This window comes from Pseudomonadota bacterium (assembly GCA_039028155.1).
Taxonomy (GTDB): Bacteria; Pseudomonadota; Alphaproteobacteria; order SP197; family SP197; genus JANQGO01.
Window position 1 is genome coordinate 19,789 of sequence record JBCCIS010000010.1, and the last position, 25,004, is coordinate 44,792.

The following is a 25,004-nucleotide window of genomic DNA, read 5'->3' on the forward strand; positions in this document are numbered from 1 at the left end:
CACGGTTGAAACACTTGGTGCGGCCGCGCGACACAGAGATGAAACAGGCCGACCACATGTTCTCCACGCTGCCAGCTTGGGGGGAAACCGAGCGGCGCACCGAGTTTCCACGACACAACACGAGATGACGGAGATATCCATGCCGCAGACTGATTTCAGTGGTGCACCGGTTTCCACAACCAACCGCACCTCCATTGAGGGTCTCGATCGCGCCTTCGCCCTGTTTCAGGGCTACTTCAACGATCCGCTGGCCGAGATCGACGACGTACTGGCCGCCGATCCCGACTTTGTTATGGGTCACTGTTTCCGCGCCGGTCTGTTTCTGATCTCCAGCGAAAAGGCCGCCGTGCCGGAGCTTGAGGCGTCGGTGGCTGAAATCGAGAAACGCGTCGACCAGGCCAACGAGCGCGAGCGTGGCCATCTGGCCGCCGCCAAGGCGTGGTTGGCCGGCGATTTCCACGGCGCGGCCGAACGCTATGGCGATGTCTTGAGCACCTATCCGCGTGACGCCATCGCCATGCAGTTTGCCCATCAGTGCGATTTCTTGCTGGGTCAGTCGCGCATGCTGCGTGATCGCGTGGCCTGGGTGTTGCCCCATTGGGCACCGAATGAGCCGACCTGGGGTTACCTGCAGGGCATGTATGCGTTCGGTTTGGAAGAAATGGGCCACTATGGCGAAGCCGAGCGAGCCGCGCAGGCGTCGATCGAGATGAACCCGCGTGACGCATGGGGTGTCCATGCCCTGGCCCATATCCTCGAGATGCAGGGACGGACCTCAGAGGGCATCGACTTCCTGGAGTCGACCTCCGACAACTGGTCGCCCGAAAACGGTTTTGCCTTCCACAACTGGTGGCACCTGGCGCTCTACTATCTCGATCAGCGCGACTTTGGCCGCGTGCTCGACCTCTATGACCGTTCGATCCATCCTGAAGCCTCGGACGTGTTGATGGAACTGGTCGATGCCGCCTCGTTGCTGTGGCGCTTGCAACTGGCCGGCCACGATGTCGGCGACCGGTGGACCGACGTCGTCGAGACTTACAAAGGTGCGACGAAGGACGGCTACTACGCCTTTAATGACATGCACGCCATGATGGCCTTTGTGTCGACCGGTCGCCGTGATGCTGCCGAACAGGTCATGTCGACGCTTGTCAAACGGGCCGGCGACAACGACTCGAACGGCCAAATGACACGCGAGGTCGGCTTGCCGGTGTGTCGCGCTATCGAGGCCTTCGATAGAGGCGACTACGACGCCGTGATCGAGTCGTTGCGTCCGGTGCGCCTGATCGCCAGCCGCTTCGGTGGCAGCAACGCCCAGCGCGACGTTCTCGACTGGACGTTGGTCGAGGCCGCTTTCCGCGGCGGACGCCAGGGCCTCGCAGAAGCGCTGATCAACGAGCGTACGGCGCGCAAGCCAGAGAGCTCCATGGCGCGTTGGTTCAAGACCCGCGTTACCGCAAACACCGCAAACGTCGAGACGGCTGCGTAACCTCACCCGCTACCGAATCGACCATGGGCCGGAACGGTCGCCGCTGGGCACCGTTCCGGCTCTTTTTTGTCCCGAATCCGTTTGTTACGTGACTGAAACGAATTCCCGCCAAGGGCGAAACCCAGTCGAAATGGGGCATCGCCATATTCCGGTTCGGGGCGCGGGAGATGACCCGCGATGGAGACCGGAGGAAAACATGTCGGTGGTCAGTTACATCAATGCCAATGATAGAAGCGTGGCCGTTCGATCAACCGGGTCGGGAAGGCCCGTCGTGCTGCTTCACAGCTCTGCCAGTTCAAGCGCGCAATGGCGTGACGCGATGATCGACATGGCTTCCGCCTATCGCGTGTTCGCGCCGGACTTTCCCGGTTACGGCAAGAGTGCCGGATGGTCGGGCACGGCGCCGCGCACGCTGGCGACGGATTGCGAAGTCGTCTCGTCGATCTCGGAAGACTGCCGCGAACCGATCCATCTGGTCGGCCACTCCTATGGCGGCGCGGTCGCCCTGTGGTACGCCATGCGGTACCCCCAGACGGTGAAGAGCCTGACGCTGATCGAGCCCGTGGCCTTCAATGTTCTGCGCTTCGGTGCTCGGGGCCGCCGCTTCCTGTTCGATGAAGTGGAAGATGTTGCGACAACGGTCGTGACCGCGCTCAGCCGTGGTGATCACTTTGCCGGCATGGCGCATTTTATCGACTACTGGAACGGCCGCGGCACCTGGGACCTGCTGCCGCGTGAACGCCAGGAATTGCTCGCCACACAGATCGAGAACATTGCCCAGGAGTTCAGCGCGGTCTTCGACGACCCACGATCCACAGCGGCCTATGAGGATCTTCAGGTGCCGACCCTGATCATTCGCGGCGATCAGTCCCGTGTGCCGGCGATGAGCGTTGCCGCCAGCCTGGCGCGCGCCATACCAGCCGCGGTGCTGCACACGATCGAGGGCGCCGGGCACATGTTGCCTCTGACGCACAAGTCCTTGGTTCAGACAGCCATCAGCCATCACATCAACCGGCACGCCCATTCAGCTGTCAGCGTGCCGGCCTTGCCGCACGCGGCATAACTTTCTTTGACCAACATCGACCATGAGGAAGCAGTCATGAACTACGAAACCACCAATCCCCAAACACTTGCCGTCCATCATGGATTCAGTTCGGATCCAACCACCGGCGCCGTTACCGTGCCGATCTATCAGTCAGCCGCTTTCACGTTCGACAACACCGAACACGCCGCCGATCTGTTCGCATTGAAGCAGTTGGGCAATATCTACACGCGCATTCACAATCCGACCTGCGATGTGCTGGAACAGCGCATCGCGGCGATGGAAGGTGGCGCGGCGGCCATGACGACCGCGTCCGGTCAGTCGGCGGTCGCGTTCTCAATCCTGAACATCGCCCAGGCGGGTGACAACATCGTCAGCTCGACCGACCTCTACGGCGGCAGCTGGAATCTGTTTTCCAACACCCTGCCGACCTTGGGTATCGAGGTGCGTTTTGTCGATCCCGCCGATCCGGAAGCTTTCCGCCAGGCCACCGACGATCGGACAAGAGCCTATTTCGCCGAAACCTTGCCCAATCCCAAGCTTGAGGCTTTCCCGATCGCGGAAGTCGCGGCTATCGGTGAGGAGCTCGGTGTGCCGCTTATCGTCGATAACACGGCCGCGCCCGTGATTTGCCGGCCTTTCGACCATGGCGCCCACATCATTGTCTATTCGGCGACCAAGTACATCGGCGGTCACGGTACATCGATCGGCGGTTTGATTGTCGACGGCGGAAAGTTTGACTGGGAGCGTCATGCCAAACGTTTTCCGGTGCTGAACCAGCCCGATCCCAGCTATCACGGTGCTGTCTGGACCGAGGCGACCAAGGAGATGGGCCCGGTTGCCTATATCGTCAAAGCGCGGTGCACATTGCAGCGTGATCTCGGCGCGCCGATGAGCCCGTTCAATGCCTTCCAGTTCCTGCAGGGTCTGGAGACCTTGCCGATCAGGATGCGCGAGCATTGCCGCAATGCCCAGGTCGTTGCCGATTTCCTGGCGGGCCGCAAAGAAGTCACGCGTGTCATTCACCCGGGTCACACGGAAGGCGAAGTTCGCCGCCGTGCGCGCTCGTACCTGAGTGGCGGCTTCGGCGGTCTGGTCGGGTTCGAACTGGCTGAAGGCGTCGAGGCCGGACGCCAGTTCATCGACAATCTGTCGCTTGCCTATCACTGCGCCAATATCGGTGATGCCCGGACGCTGGCCATCCACCCGGCTTCGACGACACATTCGCAGTTGACGCCCGACGAGCAGGTAGCGACCGGCGTGACGCCAGGCTATGTGCGGTTGGCTGTCGGTATCGAAGACGTCGTCGACATCATCGGCGATATCAGCCAGGCGCTCGATGCGGTCTCGACCGTAAAGAAAGCAGCGTGATGATTGAAGCGGGCGGCTGGGCACTCTATAAGGGCCCAGCCGCCTGTTCTTGTGAACCGAGCGTGCGTCATGCCCATTGTTCTTCCGAATGAACTACCTGCCCGGGATATCCTGGTGGGTGAAGGTGTCGCGGTAACCGCCCATGAAGCGCCGCTGAAGGTGGCGCTGGTCAACCTGATGCCGCAAAAGCCGGCGACCGAACGCCAATTCGCCCGGCTATTGGCCCATTCGCCTTTTGCCGTTGACCTGACGTTGCTCTTGCCATCGGGCTACGAACCCAAGACAACCGGACACGACCATCTAAAGCGCTTCTACCAGCGTTGGGAGGATGTCGCCCATCACCGGTTCGACGGTCTGATCGTGACCGGCGCGCCGGTCGAACTGCTGCCGTTCGGCGCCGTCACTTACTGGCGCTCGCTGGCTCGGCTGTTTGATTGGGCCGACGACCATGTCGGTCTCAGTCTTTACGTTTGCTGGGCCGCGCAGGCGGCGCTGTTCCATCGCCACGGCATCCGGAAGGAGCCGCTGCCGCGAAAGGTCTTCGGACTCTACCAGCAGGACATCGAGGACAGCGGACACTGGTTGGTGCGTGGTCTGGGCGGACGTATGACAACCCCGGTGTCGCGCCATACGACGGTCGACCAGCGGGCGATCGACGATGTGGACGACCTCGTGACGCTGGCCGCGTCGAACGAGACCGGCCCGTGCCTGCTGGCCGACGAGCAGCGCTCGGCTGCCTATATGTTCAATCACCTGGAGTACGAGGCCGATACACTGTGGAACGAGTATCATCGTGACGCCACGGCCGGTCTCGACACGCGGGAACCGCTAAACATGAAGGCCCGCAAACGAGACGCGTTGGGCCGGCCGCCGTGGTGGCGCGATTCCCGTGTCTTTTTCGATAACTGGGTGGGCGCCATGGCCAGGCGGCGTTGTGCCACCATTGTACCGCCTGCGCTATCACGGCAGGCCTTCGTACCGCGTCACCATCTGCCGTGCTGACGGATCCACCTAGCCCTGTGAACTTGCTCTAGTCCGCTTCGGCTGTCTGATCCGCCTGACCTGTCGGTACAAACATGTAGCCGACGCCACGCACTGTCTTGATGGCCTGTGGTTTGCCGGGATCAGCCTCAACCTTTCGGCGCAGGCGCGCGACACGAATATCAATGCTGCGATCGAACGGCTCCCAGTCGCGGTTGTGGGCGAGGTCGAGCAGCTGGTTGCGCGACAAGACACGGTTGGGGTGTTCGGCAAGCGCGCGCAGCAGGTCGAACTCCATGGCGGTGATGGCGACATCGTTGCCGTCGTCATCGATCAGCTTGTGGCTCTCCAGATCCAACCAGCAGGTCCCGAAACGGACACGTTCGTGGGGTGTGTCGTCGCCCATGCTGGGGCTTTCGGCCATCATGTTGGTGCGGCGCAAGACAGCCTTGACGCGCGCCAATAGCTCGCGCAGGTCGACGGGTTTGGCGAGGTAATCGTCCGCACCCATCTCCAAACCAATGATGCGATCGACCACTTCGCCGGCGGCGGTCAGCATCATGATGGCTGTCTTGTGATGTTCGCGCAGGTAGCGTGCAAGCGACAGACCGTCCTCGCCCGGCATGGCGATGTCCAGGATGGCGAGCTGAACACTGCTCTCCTCCAAGATCTTCCGGAGCTCGACACCGCCTGACGCCGCAGTGACCCGAAAGCCGTGCAGGCTGAGGTACTCTCGAACCGTTTCTCGGATGTCGGGTTCATCATCGACGACAACGATATGGACGCGATCACCTCGCACACTGGTCTCCTTCTGCCGCGGACTGCTTGGGCGCTCGTCCGCCAATTCTGATCATCGTACCGCCTACGTTGGGCCAGAATCCGCCATCTTGGCAAGCAGGCGGCGCACATCCTTGGGCGAGATGGGTTTTTCAAGGTAGGGGCGTCCGCTCGAGTCCAAGAACTCACGCGCCTTGGCGCTCATCGTGTCGCCGGTGATAAAGGCGAGTTTGTCGACCAGGTCACCGAAGGCGCCCGTCAGCTCCTGAAACAAATCATGGCCGTTGAAACCGGGCATCTTCAGGTCACTCAAGATGACGTCGTAGCCACCTTCCTTCAGGCGGTCCAACGCGTCGGCGCCGGAATGGGCGAGGTCGACCGCGAACCCCTCCCGCTTGAGGATCTCACCGATCAGCTCGCCGACATCTGGTTCATCATCGATGACCAGGGCGCGGCCGCTTGTCTTTTTCTTTACCGTTTGGTCCGGCGCTTCCTCTGCCGGCGCTGCCGTTTCGCTGACGGGGAATCGGATGACAAAAGCCGTACCCTGTCCTTCCTGACTTTCAACCTTCATCTTCCCGCCATGGGACTTGATGATGCGATGGCATAAAGCCAGGCCAATGCCGGTGCCTGTTGCCACGTCCTTCGTCGTGAACAGCGGTTCGAAGATGCGGCGACGCACGTGCTCGGGCATGCCCGGGCCGTTATCTTTGATCTTCAAGACCACTTCTTGATCGCGCTCGCGGAAGCTGGTGCTGATTTTAAGGATCCGCTTCTCGTCTCGGTCGCGTTCGTCGAGAGCATGCTGGGCATTGACGATGAGGTTAACCAGAACCTGCTGGAGTTGCGCGGCGTCGGCATGGATCGGCGGCAACTCGCGGGCCATACGGACCTGAACCTTGATGTTGGAGCCGCGCAAGGCGTACCCGGTGAACTCCAAGGCCGCGTCGACGATATCGCGAAGGCTTATGTCGCGCGCTTTGGTCGGCTCTTGGCGCGCCATGGCCAGGAACGTCTTGACGATCCTGGCGCAGCGGTCGGCCGCGTTGCCGATGCGCTCGGCCCTTTGCTTGACCGTTGGGTCCTCGGCGGTCTCGCGTAACAGGAGAGCTTGGCCGACCAGCACCGAGAGCGGGTTGTTGAGTTCGTGGGCAATGCCGGCAAGCAACTCGCCCAGCGCGCTCAGTTTTTCGGTCTGGTGGAGCGCTTCCCTTTGTAGCGCCATCTCCGCTTCGATCTCAAGCTGGAGCGTCATGTCAGCGGAGCTGAAGACAATGACTTCCTCGCCGTCGAACTCGATCAGCCGGGCAGAGAGTTGACCGGGGAACGTGTTGCCGTCGGTGCGTTTGAGCGTCACCTCGAAATTGTCGACGGTCCTGTCGCGCCTCAGAATGTCCAAGTAGCGGTCGCGCTCGGCGAGATCGGCGAAGTTGTCGATACCGAAGGCCGGTTCAACGTCGCTGTCGCGCATAAAGAGCGCCTTCGAAGCCGGGCTTTCGTAGAGGATCAGGCTGTCCTGCGCGCGCGTCATGCCGAATGGTACCGGGCATGCTTCCAGCAGGCGGTGGACCATGGCGTTGCTCTCGCGCACCGCGGCCTCGGCGGCCTTGAGCGCTGTGATGTCGGTCCGCAGCGAGGCGATGCCACCGTCCGACGTCGGATGGCGGGTGATCAGCCACCACTCGCCGGTCTTCAGATGCACTTCGATCGGTGCCGTGCTGGCCCGGTCCAAACGACCCAAGATATCGTCGATGTCGACGCGATCATCAATCAGCTGCTGGCCGTTGATGGAAGCGATGTTTGGGACCAATTGTTCGACGAAGTGCCGCGATCCGCGGCCGATCAGGTCGTCGGGCGCGTGGCCATAAGCCTCGGCAAAGGCACCGTTGCACAACAGAAGTTTGCCGTCGGAATCGGAGACGGAGAATCCGTGCGGCAGACTGTTCATGGCATCTTGCAGGAGCTGCAGCAGGTTCTCGCGCTGCTGGCGTGCCTCCAACCGCTCGCTCAGGTCGCGAATGTCGGCCACAAACTGGACTTCTCCGTCCACATTGATTTGCGAGAACGCTAGTTCCACCGGAAAGCAAGAACCGTCGGCGCGCATCGCTTCGGTCTCCATGACCTGGCCCTCAATCTCCGAAATCCCGGTTTCGCGATAGCGGGCAAAACCTTCTTCGTGGTGCTGGCGAAGATGCGGCGGGATCATGACATCGCTTATCTGACAGCCCATGACGTCTGCTCGCTTAAGCCCAAACAGGCGTTCGGCCGCGGGGTTCATCGCCACAAGCTTGCCGTCGCCGTTGATGGCGACAATGCCGTTGCGCGACGTCGCGACGATGGCCTGGTTCATCGCCTCGGACCGGATCAGCGCGCGCTGGCTCTCGACCTCGGCGGTGACATCGATCATGCATCCGACAAACTGGGGGGGCGCGTCATCGGTCGCGGGCATCATGCGCAGTTCGTCGCGGAACCACATCCAATCACCGCCCGCGGTCTGAAACCGATAGGTGTGTGTCAGTACGCCGGCCTCGGGCAGGCGCCGGATGTTGTCCATGTAGTCGTCGAGGTCGTCGGGATGGATGAAACGCCGGCCATAGGCGTGTTCGTCAATGAAGTTTGCCGGTCTGTGGCCGGTTATCGGCTCGACATTGTTGCTGATGAAGCGGACCGGTGAGTCGTTCTCAAGCTCGGCGACATAGTAGACCGCGCGCGACTGCGAGACCGCGAAATCCAACAGGATCTGCTCGCGGTCCGGCAAGGCCGCTGTGGGCCGTCCCTTTGCTGTGTCCGTCTTCGTTATGTTCTCGTTCCACGACTCCTGACGCCGGCACAGCGCCATCCGCTTCAAGCCTATCAGCGCTTCGTTTCTGTTCGGTGCCTGGAAGGAGGGCATTGTGTTTCAATTGTTTCAGGACACGCGCAGCCAAATGCCCGGCGATTGGGTCTTGATCGCCGGGCATAATCGGCTTTGTGACGCCGCGGGAGTTATGCGTAGTGCCGGATATCGGCCGGATTGCTGTTGTCATTGGCGGTGCCGGAAAGGCCGGCAATCTGACAGCGATGAAGGCCAATATCGCGCAACGTATGGTCGTTCAGCATTTCCATGGCGGTAAGCGAGCGGCCCACGCGGTTGCGGCGGCGCATACGGCTGAAAACGGCGGTGAAATGCTCTAGCGGTTTGGTCAACATGGCACGGATCTCCAACATTTTCTGGGCGAGGGCATGTCCCTCGCGCCAAGCCAATGTGGCGACCGGCTGTTTCTGAAGAATATCCGGGAAGGGGCCTTATTGTTTCAGTTTGATGTCCGGCAAGGGCATATGCCGGGTCCAGCTCTCGGCGATCCTCAAGAGCCGGCTGTCGCCGCCGCATGGCCCCACAACTTGGAGTCCGGCCGGCAAACCGTCTTCGGCCAGGCCGCAGGGGATGGATAGCGCTGGATGGCCGGTCAGGTTGAAGGGCCCCATGAACCGCATCTCGACTGTGCCCTCGTCATCGACGATGTCGATGTCGGCGGACGGTGCGACCCAAGCGACAGTTGGGCACACCAGGAGGTCGACCTGGTCAAACGCTGCGTCGAAATCACGGCGGAGGTCGGCGCGGAAACGATTGGCTTTGACGTAGTCGATAGCCAACGTTTCGAAGCCCATTTCCAGCTGCAGCCGGGTTTGCGGCCCGTAGCCCTCTGGGTTGATGGCCAGGACCGCTTCATGGACCGCCGTCGCTTCGGGCAAGATGATGTCGATCAACGCCCGATCACAGGGCCCGAGGGCGGGTAGATCAACATCCAGGCGTTCACCGCCGGCCGCTTCCAGGGCCGCGATGCCTGCGTCAAACGCCGCTGCGATTCCGACCGACAGTGCGGGATCACGTCGAAACGCGTCGATTACGGTGAAGCGTATGCCGCCCAACGGGTGCGGTGTCAGGTCGCTGCTGCGCCCGGCCATGCCGTCCAGCATGGCAAGCGCGCAAAGCGGCGTGCGCGCCATGGGGCCGGCGTGGTCGAGCGACGGCGAAAGGGGATAGACGCCCGTCGTATCGACCAAGTCAAAGGTCGGTTTCAGACCCGCGATTCCACAATAGCTGGCCGGACCGCGTATTGACCCACCGGTATCGGTGCCGACAGCCGCGGCGAAAAAGCCGGCTGCGACGCCGGCGCCCGATCCGCTGCTGGAACCGCCGGAGATCCGCGAGATGTCCCACGGATTGTTGGTCTGCCCGAAGGCCGGGTGCAGCGCGCCCGACGCAAACTCGAGGACATTCGTCTTGGCGACAAAGACCGCGCCCGCCGTTTCCAGGTGATTGACCAGAGCCGCCGATTGGGCCGGCGTCCGCGGCGATACCGCGTTGGAGGCATAGGTCGTCGGCAGGCCGGCAACGTCGATGATGTCCTTGATGCCGACCGGAATGCCATGAAGCGGGCCGCGGTCGATGCCTTGCGCGATCTCCCGGCTGGCGCGCTCGGCCTGTTCACGCGCGAGCGGTTCGCTCAGCGTGATGACGGCATTGAGCTTCGCCTCCCAGGCCGCGATGCGGGCAAGGCAGCCTTCCAGTACATCGACGGGCGTGAAGGCACCGGTGCGATAGGCACGGCCCAGGTCGGCGATCGTTGGCAGCGATGTCGTTACGTCATCGATAGCCATCGCGGCTTACCGTGTTGTGTCCGTCTAGGATCGAGCAGTCGATGCGTGTGCCATGACGCACAGCATCTCATACATCAGATTGGCGGCGGTGACGCAGGTGATGCCGGTCGGATCGAAGCAAGGTGCGACCTCGCTGATATCGGCGCCGACAACATCCAGGCCCATGAGCGAACGGATGATCATCTGCACGTCGCGCGGCAACAGACCGCCGATCTCCGGGACGGCGGTACCCGGTGCGTAGGTCGGATCCAGGCCATCGATGTCGAGCGAGATGTAGACCGGTCCATCGCCCAGGGTTTCCAGCATGCGGCGGATCACCTCAGCGCGACCCATCTCCTCATACTCGTCCATGGTGACAATGGTGAAGCCGACGTCATAACCATACTTCAGATCATCGTCGCTGAACCTGCTGCCGCGCAGGCCGATCTGGATAATCCGCTTGGGATCGATCAGGCCTTCTTCGTTGGCGCGGCGCATGAATGTCGCGTGGTTGACCTTGGTGCCGCACAACTCATCAAGTGTGTCGGCATGGGCATCGAAATGGACCACGCCGACCGGTTGGTCCCTGGCGATGCCACGCAGGATCGGGATCGGGATCGTGTGATCGCCGCCGATCGCGATCGGCCTGATGCCAGCGCCGTGCAAGCGGGCGAAGTAATCCTCGATCTTGGCGATCGAGTCCTCCAGGCTCAGCGGGTTGACCGGCGCGTCACCCAAGTCGGCGACATTGCAGGCATCGAAAGGGTTGATGCCGCTGGCCGGATGCACGCGTCTGATCAGCCTGGATGCCTCGCGCACACCGGCCGGGCCCTGACGCGCGCCGGTCCGGAAGTTGACGCCCAAATCAAACGGAACGCCAACAAGGCCGACGTCGATGGCTTCGTCGATATCGTGGCGCGTCGTGCGCATGAACGTTGCCATATCGGCGAAACGCGGCACGACCGTTGCGTCGACTTGCTGAAAACGCGGATCCGAACCCATTATAGACCTGCCCTGGTGAAGTTGTTTCGTGTGCAGGCAACTTATGGCTGGAGAAGGTGAAAAGGCCAGCCGTTTCAGGCCGGCGGTACCGTGCTTTTCCGTTTGATTGCCTGTACGGCTGTTTCTAGAGCCTGCAAGAACCGCGACCGGTCGGCCTTGGCGAAGGGTCGGCCGCCGCCGGTTACCTCACCGGTCTCGCGCAGATGGGTCATCAGGTCGCGGGTCGCCAGAACCGAACCGATGTTATCGGGCGTCAGCGGTCGACCGGTCGGGTCGACAACGCGGGCGCCGGCCTCGACACAGCGGGCGGCAAGCGGGATATCGGCGGTTATCACGATGTCGCCGGCACTGCAGTGCTCGGCGATCCAGTCGTCGGCGACGTCAAGGCCATCGGCGACAATGACGTTGCGCACCAAGGCGGGGTTGGTTGGCCGAATACCGCGGTTGCTGACCATGTGCACGATGATTCCGTGGCGTTCGGCGACCCGGACTATCTCGTCCTTCACGGGACACGCATCGGCATCGACGTAGATCTCCAAACCCGCCCTCCGTGTGACGTCTGAGCGCAGCGAGACTGGCTGATGGGCGGCGCGGCGTCCAGCGCCGCGTTTGTTGAAAACCTTGGGTTTTCAGGAGATTGGCGAGCTCAATTGACGGTGCCCCGGGGCGGCCGCATACTTATTTCGCACTTGCGAAATGAATGGGATTGGGCCGATGAGCCGGTTTCGTGACCAAGCGCCGGAAACCTGGCGCGATCTGGCGGAAAAAGACCTGAAAGGCGACAGCGTGGATGGCCTGGTCTGGCGCTCGCCAGAGGGCCTCGACATCAAACCGCTCTATACGGCCGCCAATTTGGAGGCGCTCGAGGGCCTGGATACGCTGCCCGGCCTGGCGCCCTATACCCGCGGCGTGCGTGCGACCATGTATGCCAACCGGCCGTGGACGATCCGGCAGTACGCTGGCTTCTCGACCGCGGAGGAATCGAACGCGTTCTATCGTCAGGCGCTGGCGCGCGGCCAGAAGGGACTGTCCGTCGCGTTCGATCTGGCGACGCACCGGGGCTATGACAGCGACCATCCGCGCGTCGTCGGCGATGTCGGCAAGGCCGGCGTCGCCATCGACAGCGTCGAGGACGCCAAGATCCTGTTCGACGGCATCCCGCTGGACGAGATGACCGTCTCGATGACCATGAACGGCGCGGTGCTACCGGTGATGGCGATGTACATCGTCGCCGCCGAAGAGCAGGGGGTGCCGCAGGAGAAACTCGCCGGGACCATCCAGAACGACATCCTGAAGGAGTTCATGGTCCGCAACACCTATATCTACCCGCCCGAACCGTCGATGCGGATCGTCGCCGACATCATCGCGCACACGGCCGAACACATGCCGCGCTTCAACTCGATCTCGATCAGCGGCTACCACATGCAGGAAGCCGGCGCGACGGCGGTGCAGGAACTGGCGTTCACACTGGCCGACGGCGTCGAATACGTGCGCGCGGCCTTGTCGCGCGGCCTGGATGTCGACAGCTTCGCGCCGCGGCTGAGCTTCTTCTTCGCCATCGGTATGAACTTCTTCATGGAGGTCGCCAAGCTACGGGCGGCACGCATGCTGTGGTCGGAGCTGATGGCGGAGTTCGAGCCGAAGAACCCGCGTTCGTCGATGCTGCGCACCCACTGCCAGACATCCGGTGTCTCGCTGACCGAGCAGGATCCCTACAACAATATCGTCCGCACGGCCTATGAGGCGCTTGCCGCCGTTCTGGGCGGTACCCAGAGCCTGCACACCAACTCGTTCGACGAGGCGCTGGCGCTGCCGTCCGACTTCGCCGCCCACATTGCGCGCAACACGCAGTTGATCCTGGCCGAGGAGACCGAGGTCACACGCGTCGTCGACCCGCTCGCCGGCAGCTACTACGTTGAAAGTCTGACTCATTCCCTGGCAGCCGAAGCGCGCAAGCTGATCGGCGAGGTCGACGACCTCGGCGGCATGACCAAGGCGATCGAGGTGGGCATGCCGAAGCTGAGGATCGAGGAGAGCGCGGCACGCCGGCAGGCGCGCATCGATCGCGGCGAGGAGGTGATCGTCGGCGTCAACAAGTACACCACCGGCGAGGAGAGCGAGGTCGACGTTCGCGACATCGATAACACGCAGGTGCGCGAGCAACAGGTCGCGCGTCTGACTGAGGTCCGCGAGAGCCGTGACGACGCGACCTGCCGCGCGGCCCTCGACGCCATCACGGCGGGCGCCGCCGGGGATGCCAATCTTCTGGCGCTCTCGATCGAGGCGGCACGTGCGCGCGCGACCGTCGGCGAGATTTCCGACGCCATGGAGCAGGTCTTCACCCGCCACCGCGCGGTCATTCGCTCGATCTCAGGCGTCTACGGCGATGCCTGGGAGGGTGACGAGGCGTTCGAGCGCATCCGCGCGGACGTCGATGAGTTCGCGGCCAAGGAGGGCCGGCGGCCCCGCATGCTGGTGGTCAAGCTGGGCCAGGATGGTCATGATCGCGGCGCCAAGGTCATCGCCACCGCGTTTGCCGATATCGGCTTTGATGTCGATATCGGACCGCTGTTCCAGACCCCGGACGAGGCAGCGCGCCAGGCTGTCGAGAACGATGTCCACGTGATCGGCGTGTCGAGCCAGGCGGCCGGCCACAAGACGCTGGTGCCCCAGCTCATCGAGGACCTGAAGCAGCAGGGTGCCGGCGACATCCTGGTGGTCTGCGGCGGCGTCATCCCGCCTCAGGACTACGATATGCTCAGGGCTGCCGGTGTCAGCGCGATTTATGGTCCGGGCACCAGCATCCCGGCGGCTGCGGCGGAGATCATCGATCTCGTCCAGAGCCGGCGCCAGGCGGCCTGACCGCACCACCTTGACTGCCACAAGCGAGCTCATCGACGCCGTAAAGGCCGGCGACCGGCGCGCCATGGCGCGCGCGATCACGCTGGTCGAATCGACCCGCGACGCTGACCAGGACGCGGCGGAGGATCTGCTCGCCGGATTGTTGCCGCTGGGCGGCAAGGCCAAGCGCCTCGGCATCTCCGGTGCGCCGGGCGTCGGTAAGTCGACCTTTGTCGAGACCTTCGGGCTTTATGCCATCGAGCGGGGTCATCGTGTCGCCGTCTTGGCGGTCGACCCATCCTCGACGCGCACGGGCGGCTCGATCCTGGGCGACAAAACCCGCATGGAGCGGCTGTCGCGCGACGCCCGGGCCTTCATCCGGCCGTCGCCGTCGGCGGGTTTGCTAGGCGGCATCGCGCGACGTACCCGCGAGGCGATCGCCGTGGTCGAGGCGGCCGGCTATGACGTCGTAATTGTCGAGACCGTCGGTGTCGGTCAGTCGGAGACCGCGGTCGCCGACGTCACCGACATGTTCTTGCTGCTGCTGGCGCCGGGCGCCGGCGACACGTTGCAGGGCGTCAAGCGCGGCGTCATGGAGCTGGCCGACCTGATCCTGGTGAACAAGGCCGACGGCGCCTTGAAGGATGCCGCGCGCCACGTGGTCGCCGACTACCGCGCCGCGCTCGGTCTTCTGAAGCCGCAATCCACGCATTGGTCGCCCCGGGTCGAATCGTGCTCGGCGCTTGAAGGGACCGACATCGACACGGTCTGGCAGTCGATCGAGGCTTTCTGGGAGACCATGACGTGCGCCGGCGAGTTGGACGCCCGACGACAGGAGCAGGCAAAACGCCGTTTGTGGCTTGAAATCGGCGATTTCGTCATGGAGAAGGTCCGGACCGACCCGCGAACGGCCGGTTTGGTGGCCGACTTGGAAAAGGACGTCGCGGCGGGCGGCTTGCCGGTCAGAAGCGCCGCGCGGAGGGCCTTAGAGCATATCCTGATTTGATGGAGATCGGATTCACACGGAGGGGCTGAATCACCAAGCGATTCAGCCCCTTCGTGATCCGATCAGGCGCCCTTTGTCGGTGAATCTTGACCTTCCGGCCTGCCGCGCGTAAATAGCCGCTCCCGGATTGATGTGGCGTGGCCCCGGCGGCCGCGCCTTAGCTTATTCTAAGGAGTTGGATGATGTCGCGACGCTGCCAGCTGACAGGCAAGGGCGTCCAGTCGGGCAACAATGTGAGCCACGCGCAGAACAAGAACAGGCGCCGGTTCCTGCCCAACTTGCAGACAACCAAGCTTTATTCCGACGCGCTCGGCCAGATGATTTCGCTCCGGCTCTCGGCGAACGCCATTCGGACCGTCGAGAAGAACGGCGGCCTCGATGCGTTTTTGATGAGCCGCAACGACAGCAAGCTGCCGGATGAGGCGCTTCGCCTGAAGCGCCGGATCGAGAAGGCCGCCGCCCGCAAGGCAGACGCCGCCGCGTGATCGCGGCGCCCTTGGCCCGACACCCATGACTCTGTTTTCCCGCGAGTTGGTGTTGCCGACCGTGGCGATGGCCGCGGTCGTGGTCGCGTCCAACATCCTGGTCCACTTCCAGATCAGCGAGTGGCTGACCTGGGGCGCGTTCACCTTCCCGTTCGCGTTCCTGGTGACCGACCTCTCCAACCGCACCTACGGACCGGCCAAGGCGGTCAGGATTGTGATCGTCGGTTTCATCGTCGGCGTCGTCATGTCCGCATTCTTTGCCGACTGGCCCGAACCCTTGGCCGACTGGCCCTTGGTGATGACAGAGGTCGCGTTATTGACCGCCGTCGCGTCAGGCTCGGCATTCCTGGCCGGCCAGCTTCTGGACGTCGCAATCTTTCAGAAACTGCGCCGGGGCAGTTGGTGGCGCGCGCCGCTGGTGTCTTCGGCCATCGCGTCGGCGTTCGACACACTGATCTTCTTCTATCTGTTGTTCGCCCTGTTCTTCGCCGAATGGGGCTTGGACTGGTTCAAGCTCGGCATTGGCGACTACGCCATCAAGGGCTTGATGGCGCTGACGCTCCTACTGCCGTACCGCCTGCTCATGGGTTTCTTCGCACCGCAGTATCTGGTCGCGCCGAAAAACTAATCGTCGCCGATAACGGCCATCATCGTGTTGCTGTGTGTGGCGAAACCCTGACGTTCGAACCAGATCTGCGCCGCCTGATTGAAGCGCCAGGCTTCCAAAGCCAGTGTCTCGACACCGTTTTCGGCAGCAAGACTCTTCAAGAGATCCATCATCGCCTTGCCGCACCCTTTTCCACGGTAATCGGGTGAGACGACGACAGACTCCAGCCAAAGGATCGGCCGGTCGATCAGGTAGACGCCGGTCGGGTCCAGGCGCGTGAACTCATAGATCGCCATGCCGACCGCGACCGTGTTGTGCCAGGCGAGCAGGATGCCTTTGTGCTCGGCATCGATTGCATCGCCGATCAGGTGCCTGAAGCTGTCGTCTAGTTCCGGCGGCTTGAAGAGATCGGGACGTGCGGCGACGTGGATCTCCTGCACCTCGCGGTACAACGCGAAACAGGCTTCGACATCGTCATGGCTTGCCGAGCGGATGTTGAGCGTTTGCGTGGTCATGATACCGCCAGATGAAACTGATAAAGCAGCGTTCGCTGGGTGAAGATGAAGTTGTCGTCGGAGACGATATAGAGCAAGTAGCCGCTGCCGTCCGGCGCCGGTCTCACGGCGATCCCCTCAAAATTGTCGATCAAGAGGGCGTTGCTGAACGCCGCAAGGACCGGCGGATCGATGATGGCGTCTGCTTCCAGCATCTCCGGTGCGATCCGACGCAGGCGGATGCTGAGGAACGCCGGTTCCATGAACCAGCGCTCCAGAACAATCAGGCTGCCATCGCCCAATCCCGCCATGCCGGTGACGCTGAAATCATCGTGGCCCTGGTAGGCGAGCTTTCGCCAGGCACCGTTCTCCAACAGCCATCCGTCGATGACCTGATCGTCGCCCCGGGACTCCTCTGCGAATACCAGAGGCCGTCCGTCGGGCAACAAGGCGACGGACTCAAGGCCGCCATTGGACCTGAGCGCCGCAACCTCGCCCGGCAGTTCGATGGCATAGGGCAGGGCGTCGATGGTGTCGTAACGCCACAGGCGATGCTCGCGCTCGAAGGTGACGTAGTAGCCGCCGTCGGTTGTGCGCGCCAGATCCTCGGCGTCGCGCCAGCGTACGGAGTCGCCGCCCGCGCGGTCGGCAAGCGGCGAGCCGTCGACGTCGAACATCGGTTGGATCGACAGGTTCTCGATGGAAAGCAGTTTACCGCTGTCGTCCTGTGTCAGATCGGCGGTGACCCACCAGCCGCGATCGCTGACGGCGACAAGACGGGAACCGTCATCGGTAACGTCCAGGCCGGAGAGGCCGCCGAAGTCCGGGTTGTCGAGCTCTAGCTCGAAGCCTGCCAGCAGGGTCAGTTCACCAAAGGACCGGCGTTCCGGATCGTCGCGATCCAAGGTTGCCGTGGTCACGTTCTCCTCGCCGGTCGGCTCCTGCGCGCACGCTACGATGCCGGCCAGCGTCAACGACAGAACGCACAGGCTTGTGACCGCCAACGACTTGGTGGTGCGCGAAAGGCGCGTTAACGTCGTGACCATTGGAACTCCATCCGAGAGGACTGCCATGCTTGCCCGACGCGACGTTCTTAGCCAAGCGATCACCGCGCCTCTTGCCGCCACAAGCCTGGCGGCCGTTCTCGCCGACCCCAAGCTTGCCCGCGCCGCCGCCGAATCGCTGGAGACTGTGACGATCGCGACGCCCGGTGGCAAGCAGGTCAACGCCGCCTTCGGCGCGCCTGCCCAGACACCGGCGCCGTCGATCCTGCTGATCCACGAGTGGTGGGGTCTGAACGATCAGATCAAGGCGGTCGGTGCCGACCTGGTCGGTCATGGCTATTCGACGCTGTCGGTCGACCTCTATGACGGCAAGGTCGCCGACAACCCCGACGACGCGCGCGCGCATATGAATGCCGTCGACGCGGCCGAAGCCAACGAAACGCTGGGCGCCTGGACCGACTGGCTGCGCGCGCGCGACGACACCACAGGCAAGATCGGCACGGTCGGCTGGTGTTTCGGCGGCGGATGGTCGCTCAACGCCTCGCTTGACCGGCCAATCGACGCCACGGTCATCTATTACGGCAACGTCGCGAAGTCGGCGGCCGAACTGGCGCCGCTCTCAGGCCCGGTCATCGGCCATTTCGCGACCAAGGACCAATGGATCAACAAACCCATGGTCGACGGTTTCGAAGTGGCGATGGCCGAGGCCGGCAAGTCGCTGAGCGCCTACTGGTATGAGGCCGAGCACGCCTTCGCCAACCCGACCCGCGCCAGCTATGACGAGGCCGACGCGGCGCTCGCCTGGCAGCGGACCATGGAGTTCTACGGCACCAATCTGCGCTGATCGTCAGGTGACCTCGCCGGCCACCTGACGCCCCACATCGACGCCCGTCTCGTACGCGCCGTCGACAAAGGCCCAGACTGCCGGGCTGCAGGCTTCCCCGGCGAAGAAGATGCGGTCACCAACCGGCTCGCGCAGGATTGCGCGCATCGGGTACGCTCCGGGCTCGGCCGCGGCATAGGAGCCGAGGAAGAGCGGGTCCTGGCCCCACGTTGTCACATGGCTCTTCATGAACGCCTTTTCGATATCCGAGCCAAGCATTTCCTTCAGCTTGCCCATGGCGAAATCGACGGCCGCGGCATCGCCGGCCCGTTCCAGCTCTTGGGCGAACGATCCACCGACATCGCAATAGGAAATGCCGCTGCCGCTGATGTTGGTCAGTCCGCCGAAGGCCCGCATGTCGTCGCCGACCTGGAACATCAGGTAGCCGTCCGGCCCGCCACCGAAGACGTCCTCGGAGAACTGAAGCGTGATGTGGTTGTAAAGGCCCATCGAGATTGCATTGAAGGATTCCTGCTTCTCGACCGGCAACACCGGATCGAAGGTGATGTGACCGGCGCCCAGGACTCCGGTCGAGACGGTAACGATGACGGCCTTGGCCTCGATTGTTCCGCGGTTTGTCTCGACCGTGACGCCCGAACCGCCCCAGCCGATCCGGCTGACCGCCGTATCGAGCGAAACCGGCACGCCGGCGCCGTAGTGGGCGACGACGGCGCCGTAACCTTGGCGGCAGAACCAGCTGGTGCCGCCTTCGACCGTCTCCCAATAGTCGAGTGTGGAAAAGTCGTCGAAGTCCTTGGCCATGTCCCAGGGGCCGATACCGAAGGCGACGGTGTTCGACCATTCAAGGTTCATCGAGGTCACCGTCGTTGGGGCGACGTCGAGGCCTCTTTCGGCGGCTTCGCCGATTTCGTCGTCCATCAGGCCCCAGGTTTGCCAAAGTGCATTGACCTCGCTCGACGAGGCTTCGCGGTCGCCGATAAAGACACGGTAGCTGTCGGGGTCGGTATAGATGTCGAAACCGTTCTCTTTGGCATAGCCGTTGAAGAAGTTGCGCGTACCGTGGTTCAGCCAGTGGGCGCCGTGGTCGAAGGGAACGCCGAAGGTCTCGGTCTCCGTATAGGCGCGTCCGCCGATGCGATCGCCGGCCTCGACCAGGGCGACGGAAACGCCGCGTTCCATCAGGGTGCGCGTGGCAGCCAGGCCCGCGGCGCCGGCACCGATCACGACCACGTCGGGATTGGTCGGCAGGTCGGCCCGTGCGGCGAATGGCAGCACGGCGGCCGCAGCGATACCGGTTCCTAGCAAATGACGCCGGGTAATGGCAGATTTGCGAATGTGAGTTAGTGTCATGTCAAAGTCCTCAATAAATTCTACGGCGTAGAAATTTAGGTTCTTCTACAATGTAGAGTACGTCAACTGCTTTGAGAGCCGATATCGATGAGTCAACGCGGAACCCTGTCGCGCCAGCGTATTGTCGAGGCGGCGATCGATATGCTCGATCGTGGCGGCGCGTCGCAGTTCAGCATGCGCAAGCTGGCCGGCGCGATGGGGGTCGACCCGATGGCGCTCTATCATCACGTGCCGAACCGCGCGGCACTGATGAACAGCGTCATCGAAACGGTCATCAGCGAGTGCGAGTTGCCTGAGCCCAACGGTTCGTGGCAAGAGCGGGTCAGCGACATCTGCCATGCTTTCCGTGCGTTGGCGCACCGCCATCCCGGCGTCATTCTTGTGTTCGCGACTTTCGAGGACTGGGTGCCCAGCGAACACCGGCTGGGCGAGGCGATGTACGCCGCGCTGCGCACTGGCGGTTTCTCGCCCAAGGCAACCGTGCGCTCATCGCGCATGCTGCTGGCCTATACGGAGAACTTCTCGTGCTGGGAGCTGACCGACTGGATCGCGCCCTATAGCCCGGAAGAGCGCACCAAGCTGATCGAGAGCCTGTCGAAAGGCGACTTCCCGCTGACCACCGAACTGGTCGACCAGATCGCCGATGTCGACCCCGACGCCGAGTTCGCCTTCGGCCTCGACGTCGTCATCCGCGGCCTGGAGGCGGAGGCGGGGACCAAGGGCTGACGCGTCTCGTGCGGTCGAATTCGCCGCTTGTCGAGTCGATTACCCCGAGTGACACGGACACGCGTGCCGTGTATTTATCACAAGAAATGCACACAATTGCCGCTTTCCTCGTGATAGAACAGGAGGTGAATAGGCACAGGGACACGACACCATGGCGCGCACCCGTTGGCTTACCAAATGAGCGGCCACCCGCTCGGTTGGTCGGCGTGCTTGGCCGTCGCATCCGGTACGCTTGTTCTATGGTTTCTCTACAGCGCCGCGCAGTTTCATTGGGGCTGGAAAAAGCTGGATCCGTTGTGTGTCGACGAGCCCGGACGAAGCTTCGCGTTTGTTGTCGATGATCTCTACAAACCGGAGGCTGCCGAGCGGTTAAGAGACGTCATCGCGTCCCGGTACAGCGATGAGGCGGTAACCATTGACCACGATGGTGCGGTGCTCATTCGCCCGGCTCTCTACTACGGGTACTTCTTGGATCTCGTTCGGCTGGGGCAGCTTGTGGTGCGTCCTGAAGACGAGCAATTTCTTCTTCAGACCCCCAAGCTCACCTGTGATGAAGTGCGACCGTACCTTAGGTCGGAGTTTAACAAAGAGGATCTGACGCCACATCGTTGGCCCGTCACGTTCTATGTCTTTGTGGTCCAGCCGGGCTATGAAACAAAGCTCCGGTGGGAAAACGCATACAAGGCTGACAAATGACGTCGGGAGCAGTCTGGCGGCCTCTTGATGCCATGAACGGGCGTATCACCGGATCAAGCCGGTCACCCCAATGACACAACGGGGAACACGATGGCCAGTGATGATAGCCGTTTGCGCCGGTATCCTGGTGATCTGGTTTCTTTACGGCTTTGCCAGTTTCTGGTGGGGCTGGATCAGGCTCGATCCGCTTTGTCGCACGGCGCACTATCAGGGTTCACCTTACGTCATCCACGATCTCTACACGCCTGAAGCGGCGGTAAAGCTGCAAGACGCGATCGCGGCCGAGTACAGCAACGAGGTCGTTCGTATCGACGACAACGGGGTCGTCTACATAAGGCCGGTCATCTATCACGCGGACTTCGGAGAGTTGGATCGTTATGGGCAGCTGGTTGTGCGTCCTGAGGACCGCCTGCATCTCTACCAGACGCAAAGACTAAGCTGCGAGGAACTGCAGGCGATCGTCCGCTCCAAGATCGATTTGAGCGATGCGCGTCGTCTCAGATACTCCTACTCGTTCTATCTTTTTGTGCTGCAGCCGGATCGAAGCACGCTAGGGCGATGGGCCAGCGCCTATCGAGACTAGGCTAAACGGCATGACAGTCTATCTGGTTAACCGGCAGCCAGACGAGGCGACGCCCAGATTTTGGTCAGCCAAGTACAGAAACTAGATCGGCGGGCCTATGCCGCCCGCCCGCGCCCGCTTGCGCGGCGCATGCCGGTGGGTTCTTCGTCGAACAAGGCGGCGAGTTCGTTGAGCATGGTGCCGCCCAGCTGTTCGACGTCGACGAGCGTCACGGCGCGGCGGTAGTAGCGGGTGACGTCGTGGCCGATGCCGATGGCGATCAGCTCGACCGGCGACATCATCTCGATCCAGTTGATGACGTCGCGCAGGTGGCGCTCCAGGTAATTGCCGGCGTTGACCGAGAGCGTGGAGTCGTCGACCGGCGCGCCGTCGGAGATGACCATCAGGATGCGCCGCTGCTCGGGCCGGGTGACCAGACGCTCGTGGGCCCAGAGCAGGGCCTCGCCGTCGATGTTCTCTTTCAGCAGCCCCTCGCGCAGCATCAGGCCCAGGCTCTTCCTCGCGCGCCGCCACGGCGCGTCGGCGGCCTTGTAGACGATGTGGCGGAGATCATTGAGACGGCCAGGATTGGCGAGCTTGCCGTCCGACAGCCACTTCTCGCGGCTCCTGCCGCCCTTCCAGGTGCGTGTCGTGAAGCCCAGGATCTCGACCTTGACGCCGCAGCGCTCCAGCGTCTGGGCCAGGATGTCGGCGCTCATGGCGGCGATGCCGATGGGGCGCCCGCGCATGGAACCGGAGTTGTCGATCAGAAGCGTCACGACGGTATCGCGGAACTCGGTCTCGTGCTCGACCTTGAAGCTCAAGGGCATCAAGGGATCGACGACGATGCGGGTGAGCCGCGCCGTATCCAAGATGCCTTCCTCCAGGTCAAACTCCCAGGACCTGTTCTGCTGGGCCATCAGCTTGCGCTGCAGCCGGTTGGCGAGGCGCGAGGTGACGCCGCGCAGGTGCTGGATCTGCTGATCCAACTGGCCGCGCAGACGCGCCAGTTCCTCGGGGTCGCACAGTTCATCAGCGCCGACGACCTCGTCAAACTCGTTGGTGTAGGCGTGATAATACGGCTCGCGGCGGTTGCCAAAGGTGCCGTCGGGCCGGCGCATGCGCCCGGACGGATCGGTGTCGTCGGAGCCGGCCGGCATCATGTCCTCGTCGTCCGCGTCGGCGGAGTCGGCGGCCATTGAGTCATCCTCGGCCATCTGATCGTCCATGCCGTCGGCTTCCGCTTGATCGTCGGCGCCTGACTCGCTGCTCTCGCCTTCGGCCTCGCCCTCGGCCTGATCGGGATCGCTGTTCTCGTCCTGGGACTGGCTGTCGGATTGTTCGGACGCCTGGTCGGTCTCCTCGTCCGCCAGATCGAGGTGCTTGATCAGGCCGCGCAAAACGTCAGCGAAGTGTTCCTGGTTGCGGCACGAACGCGCGAGTTCGTCGAGCTCGGCGCCGACCTTGTGCTCGACCCACTTGCGCGACATGTCGACCGCCTTGGCGGCCGACGGCGGCGGTTTCTCGCCGGTCATGCGTTCGCGGACCATCAGCCCGATGATGTCCGATAGCGCGGCATCCTCCTGGCTCTCGATCTGGTGCATGCCCTTGGCGCGGCAGCGGTCCTCGATCACGACCGAGAGGTTATCGCGCACGCCCTTCATGCGCCGCGCGCCGAGGCTCTCGCAGCGTGCCTGTTCGACGGCGTCATAAATGGCGCGGCCGATCTCGCCGCTGGGCTGGCGCTTGGCGTGGGTCGCGGGATCGTGGTGACGCAGCTTCAGTGCCAGCGCGTCGGACTCGCCGCGCGAGCGCGTGACAGCCGCAACGTCCAGATCACGTGGCGGCTGGGTCAATTGCGCGTTGTGGCCGGCAGCGGAAGGATCCTGGACGCCGAAGCTAACCTCCAGTTCGGCGTCGCGCGAAATCGCCCGCATGGTGCCGACCAGGACCCGCTTGAATGGTTCGACGCTGTTCTCGTCCCGTGACAAGGGCCGTTACCTCAGGCGCGTTCCGCGACCACCGATTCCGGCAACTCCTTGCCGAAGCAGCGCTGATAGAACTCGGCAATCTGCGGCCGCTCAGTCTCGTCGCACTTGTTGAGGAAAGTGACGCGGAAGGCGAAGCCCAGATCATTGAAGATCTCGGCGTTCTCCGCCCAGGTGATCACGGTACGCGGCGACATGACGGTCGAGATGTCGCCGGCCATGAAGGCGCCGCGGGTCAGATCGGCGACCGCGACCATGGCCTTGATCTGCTCCTGGCCTTCTTTGCTGTCGAGCCCCGGCATCTTGGACAGTACGATCTTTTCCTCTTCCTCGTGCGCCAGATAGTTCAGGGTCGCGACCAGGCTCCAGCGGTCCATCTGACCCTGGTTGATCTGCTGGGTGCCGTGATAGAGGCCGGTGGTATCGCCCAGGCCGACCGTGTTGGCGGTCGAGAACAGGCGGAATGCCGAATGCGGGTGGATGACCTTGTTCTGGTCGAGCAGGGTCAATTTGCCGGAGACCTCCAGGACGCGCTGGATGACAAACATGACGTCGGGCCGACCGGCGTCGTATTCGTCGAAGACGAGCGCGACGGGATGCTGGATCGCCCAGGGCAGGATGCCTTCGCGATACTCCGTCACCTGCTTGCCGTCGCGCAGGACGATGGCGTCCTTGCCGACCAGATCGATACGGCTGATGTGGCTGTCCAGGTTGACGCGCACGCACGGCCAGTTCAGGCGCGCTGCCACCTGCTCGATATGGGTCGATTTGCCGGTGCCGTGGTAGCCCTGGATCATCACCCGGCGGTTGTGGGAGAAGCCGGCCAGGATCGCGAGCGTGGTCTCCGGATCGAAGACATAGCTTTCGTCAACCGGCGGCACGTGGTCGGTCGGTTCCGAATAGGCGGGAACCTGCAGGTCGGTTTCGATGCCGAACAGCTGCGGGACCGACACCATGATGTCCGGCTCTCCGGCCGGCAGCAGCCCTGATTCGGTGGTCTCAATCGCCATGGTCTAACTTTCACTCGTTGCAAACGGGTTGGGACCGCACCTTCTGACGTCGATCGACTTCATCCCTATCGATCGGATCAGCGGCACGGGCCAAATACGACGACACGCTAGG

Annotated in this window: 23 protein-coding genes; 12 read left to right on the forward strand and 11 right to left on the reverse strand. The window is 62.9% G+C overall.

From position 1 onward, the window contains the following. Window positions 1-139 precede the first annotated feature (139 nt). From AAF563_07320 to AAF563_07335, 4 genes are all read left to right on the forward strand, one after another. Window positions 140-1,486, forward strand: coding sequence for a tetratricopeptide repeat protein (locus AAF563_07320; GenBank protein ID MEM7121066.1), 1,347 nt, complete (start codon window positions 140-142; stop codon window positions 1,484-1,486). A 235-nt stretch (window positions 1,487-1,721) separates the two neighbouring features. Then, a complete protein-coding gene (locus AAF563_07325) occupies window positions 1,722-2,549 on the forward strand; it encodes an alpha/beta hydrolase (protein ID MEM7121067.1) in 828 nt (275 codons plus the stop codon). Window positions 2,550-2,585: 36 nt separating this feature from the next. Further along, window positions 2,586-3,899, forward strand: coding sequence for a PLP-dependent transferase (locus AAF563_07330; protein ID MEM7121068.1), 1,314 nt, complete (start codon window positions 2,586-2,588; stop codon window positions 3,897-3,899). A gap of 69 nt (window positions 3,900-3,968) precedes the next feature. After that, entirely contained in the window at window positions 3,969-4,901 is a 933-nt protein-coding gene (locus tag AAF563_07335; GenBank protein ID MEM7121069.1) for a homoserine O-succinyltransferase, read from the forward strand. A 28-nt stretch (window positions 4,902-4,929) separates the two neighbouring features. Here AAF563_07335 and AAF563_07340 read toward each other — a convergent pair whose 3' ends face one another. The 6 genes from AAF563_07340 to AAF563_07365 form a co-directional block, all read right to left on the reverse strand. Further along, window positions 4,930-5,679 carry a response regulator gene (locus AAF563_07340; GenBank protein ID MEM7121070.1) on the reverse strand — a complete coding sequence of 250 codons (750 nt, stop codon included), beginning with the start codon at window positions 5,677-5,679 and terminating at the stop codon, window positions 4,930-4,932. A 63-nt stretch (window positions 5,680-5,742) separates the two neighbouring features. Then, entirely contained in the window at window positions 5,743-8,550 is a 2,808-nt protein-coding gene (locus tag AAF563_07345; protein MEM7121071.1) for a PAS domain S-box protein, read from the reverse strand. 92 nt (window positions 8,551-8,642) lie between these two features. Continuing rightward, entirely contained in the window at window positions 8,643-8,846 is a 204-nt protein-coding gene (locus AAF563_07350; GenBank protein MEM7121072.1) for a DUF1127 domain-containing protein, read from the reverse strand. Between the two features lie 96 nt (window positions 8,847-8,942). Further along, the gene (locus AAF563_07355) at window positions 8,943-10,298 is read right to left on the reverse strand and encodes an amidase (GenBank protein MEM7121073.1); all 1,356 of its coding nucleotides are present in this window, start codon (window positions 10,296-10,298) and stop codon (window positions 8,943-8,945) included. A gap of 24 nt (window positions 10,299-10,322) precedes the next feature. After that, a complete protein-coding gene (gene speB / locus AAF563_07360) occupies window positions 10,323-11,279 on the reverse strand; it encodes an agmatinase (GenBank protein ID MEM7121074.1) in 957 nt (318 codons plus the stop codon). Between the two features lie 74 nt (window positions 11,280-11,353). After that, window positions 11,354-11,818, reverse strand: coding sequence for a YaiI/YqxD family protein (locus AAF563_07365; protein ID MEM7121075.1), 465 nt, complete (start codon window positions 11,816-11,818; stop codon window positions 11,354-11,356). 175 nt (window positions 11,819-11,993) lie between these two features. Between AAF563_07365 and scpA the strand changes: the two genes are divergently transcribed. The 4 genes from scpA to AAF563_07385 all read left to right on the forward strand — a co-directional run bounded on the left by scpA (window position 11,994) and on the right by AAF563_07385 (window position 16,239). Further along, on the forward strand, window positions 11,994-14,141 hold the full coding sequence (gene scpA / locus AAF563_07370; GenBank protein ID MEM7121076.1) for a methylmalonyl-CoA mutase: 2,148 nt from the start codon (window positions 11,994-11,996) through the stop codon (window positions 14,139-14,141). A gap of 10 nt (window positions 14,142-14,151) precedes the next feature. After that, window positions 14,152-15,126: a methylmalonyl Co-A mutase-associated GTPase MeaB gene (gene meaB / locus AAF563_07375; GenBank protein ID MEM7121077.1), complete on the forward strand. Its 975-nt coding sequence runs from the start codon at window positions 14,152-14,154 to the stop codon at window positions 15,124-15,126. A 182-nt stretch (window positions 15,127-15,308) separates the two neighbouring features. Next, on the forward strand, window positions 15,309-15,611 hold the full coding sequence (gene rpmB, locus AAF563_07380; GenBank protein ID MEM7121078.1) for a 50S ribosomal protein L28: 303 nt from the start codon (window positions 15,309-15,311) through the stop codon (window positions 15,609-15,611). Between the two features lie 25 nt (window positions 15,612-15,636). After that, window positions 15,637-16,239: a queuosine precursor transporter gene (locus AAF563_07385; protein MEM7121079.1), complete on the forward strand. Its 603-nt coding sequence runs from the start codon at window positions 15,637-15,639 to the stop codon at window positions 16,237-16,239. Here the strand turns inward: AAF563_07385 and AAF563_07390 are convergent. Further along, window positions 16,236-16,733, reverse strand: a complete 498-nt coding sequence (locus AAF563_07390; protein MEM7121080.1) for a GNAT family N-acetyltransferase — start codon at window positions 16,731-16,733, stop codon at window positions 16,236-16,238. The two genes, AAF563_07385 and AAF563_07390, sit on opposite strands and share 4 nt — an antisense overlap. Beyond that, entirely contained in the window at window positions 16,730-17,758 is a 1,029-nt protein-coding gene (locus tag AAF563_07395) for an esterase-like activity of phytase family protein (protein MEM7121081.1), read from the reverse strand. Before AAF563_07395 ends, AAF563_07390 begins: the two co-directional genes overlap by 4 nt. Before the next feature lie 25 nt (window positions 17,759-17,783). On the opposite strand from AAF563_07395, the gene AAF563_07400 reads away from it, so the two are divergent. After that, window positions 17,784-18,560: a dienelactone hydrolase family protein gene (locus AAF563_07400; protein MEM7121082.1), complete on the forward strand. Its 777-nt coding sequence runs from the start codon at window positions 17,784-17,786 to the stop codon at window positions 18,558-18,560. Between the two features lie 3 nt (window positions 18,561-18,563). Here AAF563_07400 and AAF563_07405 read toward each other — a convergent pair whose 3' ends face one another. Next, window positions 18,564-19,910: an FAD-dependent oxidoreductase gene (locus AAF563_07405; protein MEM7121083.1), complete on the reverse strand. Its 1,347-nt coding sequence runs from the start codon at window positions 19,908-19,910 to the stop codon at window positions 18,564-18,566. Window positions 19,911-19,997: 87 nt separating this feature from the next. On the opposite strand from AAF563_07405, the gene AAF563_07410 reads away from it, so the two are divergent. The 3 genes from AAF563_07410 to AAF563_07420 all read left to right on the forward strand — a co-directional run bounded on the left by AAF563_07410 (window position 19,998) and on the right by AAF563_07420 (window position 21,915). Continuing rightward, the gene (locus AAF563_07410; protein ID MEM7121084.1) at window positions 19,998-20,636 is read left to right on the forward strand and encodes a TetR/AcrR family transcriptional regulator C-terminal domain-containing protein; all 639 of its coding nucleotides are present in this window, start codon (window positions 19,998-20,000) and stop codon (window positions 20,634-20,636) included. Between the two features lie 177 nt (window positions 20,637-20,813). Next, window positions 20,814-21,332, forward strand: a complete 519-nt coding sequence (locus AAF563_07415) for a hypothetical protein (protein MEM7121085.1) — start codon at window positions 20,814-20,816, stop codon at window positions 21,330-21,332. A gap of 100 nt (window positions 21,333-21,432) precedes the next feature. After that, window positions 21,433-21,915 carry a hypothetical protein gene (locus AAF563_07420; GenBank protein MEM7121086.1) on the forward strand — a complete coding sequence of 161 codons (483 nt, stop codon included), beginning with the start codon at window positions 21,433-21,435 and terminating at the stop codon, window positions 21,913-21,915. Between the two features lie 95 nt (window positions 21,916-22,010). On the opposite strand, the gene cobT is transcribed toward AAF563_07420, so the two are convergent. After that, window positions 22,011-23,885: a cobaltochelatase subunit CobT gene (gene cobT, locus AAF563_07425; protein ID MEM7121087.1), complete on the reverse strand. Its 1,875-nt coding sequence runs from the start codon at window positions 23,883-23,885 to the stop codon at window positions 22,011-22,013. 11 nt (window positions 23,886-23,896) lie between these two features. Next, complete coding sequence (gene cobS / locus AAF563_07430) at window positions 23,897-24,892, reverse strand: cobaltochelatase subunit CobS (protein ID MEM7121088.1); 996 nt, start codon at window positions 24,890-24,892, stop codon at window positions 23,897-23,899. Between the last annotated feature and the right edge of the window lie 112 nt (window positions 24,893-25,004).

Coding starts and splice junctions, on each gene's coding strand:
- AAF563_07420 (MEM7121086.1), top strand. CDS start 21,433: ATGATAGCCGTTTGCGCCGGTATCCTGGTGATCTGGTTTCTTTACGGC.
- scpA (MEM7121076.1), top strand. CDS start 11,994: ATGAGCCGGTTTCGTGACCAAGCGCCGGAAACCTGGCGCGATCTGGCG.
- cobS (MEM7121088.1), bottom strand. CDS start 24,892: ATGGCGATTGAGACCACCGAATCAGGGCTGCTGCCGGCCGGAGAGCCG.
- speB (MEM7121074.1), bottom strand. CDS start 11,279: ATGGGTTCGGATCCGCGTTTTCAGCAAGTCGACGCAACGGTCGTGCCG.
- rpmB (MEM7121078.1), top strand. CDS start 15,309: ATGTCGCGACGCTGCCAGCTGACAGGCAAGGGCGTCCAGTCGGGCAAC.
- AAF563_07330 (MEM7121068.1), top strand. CDS start 2,586: ATGAACTACGAAACCACCAATCCCCAAACACTTGCCGTCCATCATGGA.
- AAF563_07415 (MEM7121085.1), top strand. CDS start 20,814: ATGAGCGGCCACCCGCTCGGTTGGTCGGCGTGCTTGGCCGTCGCATCC.
- AAF563_07395 (MEM7121081.1), bottom strand. CDS start 17,758: ATGGTCACGACGTTAACGCGCCTTTCGCGCACCACCAAGTCGTTGGCG.
- AAF563_07390 (MEM7121080.1), bottom strand. CDS start 16,733: ATGACCACGCAAACGCTCAACATCCGCTCGGCAAGCCATGACGATGTC.
- AAF563_07355 (MEM7121073.1), bottom strand. CDS start 10,298: ATGGCTATCGATGACGTAACGACATCGCTGCCAACGATCGCCGACCTG.
- AAF563_07385 (MEM7121079.1), top strand. CDS start 15,637: ATGACTCTGTTTTCCCGCGAGTTGGTGTTGCCGACCGTGGCGATGGCC.
- AAF563_07405 (MEM7121083.1), bottom strand. CDS start 19,910: ATGACACTAACTCACATTCGCAAATCTGCCATTACCCGGCGTCATTTG.
- AAF563_07320 (MEM7121066.1), top strand. CDS start 140: ATGCCGCAGACTGATTTCAGTGGTGCACCGGTTTCCACAACCAACCGC.
- AAF563_07410 (MEM7121084.1), top strand. CDS start 19,998: ATGAGTCAACGCGGAACCCTGTCGCGCCAGCGTATTGTCGAGGCGGCG.
- AAF563_07350 (MEM7121072.1), bottom strand. CDS start 8,846: ATGTTGACCAAACCGCTAGAGCATTTCACCGCCGTTTTCAGCCGTATG.
- AAF563_07335 (MEM7121069.1), top strand. CDS start 3,969: ATGCCCATTGTTCTTCCGAATGAACTACCTGCCCGGGATATCCTGGTG.
- AAF563_07345 (MEM7121071.1), bottom strand. CDS start 8,550: ATGCCCTCCTTCCAGGCACCGAACAGAAACGAAGCGCTGATAGGCTTG.
- AAF563_07400 (MEM7121082.1), top strand. CDS start 17,784: ATGCTTGCCCGACGCGACGTTCTTAGCCAAGCGATCACCGCGCCTCTT.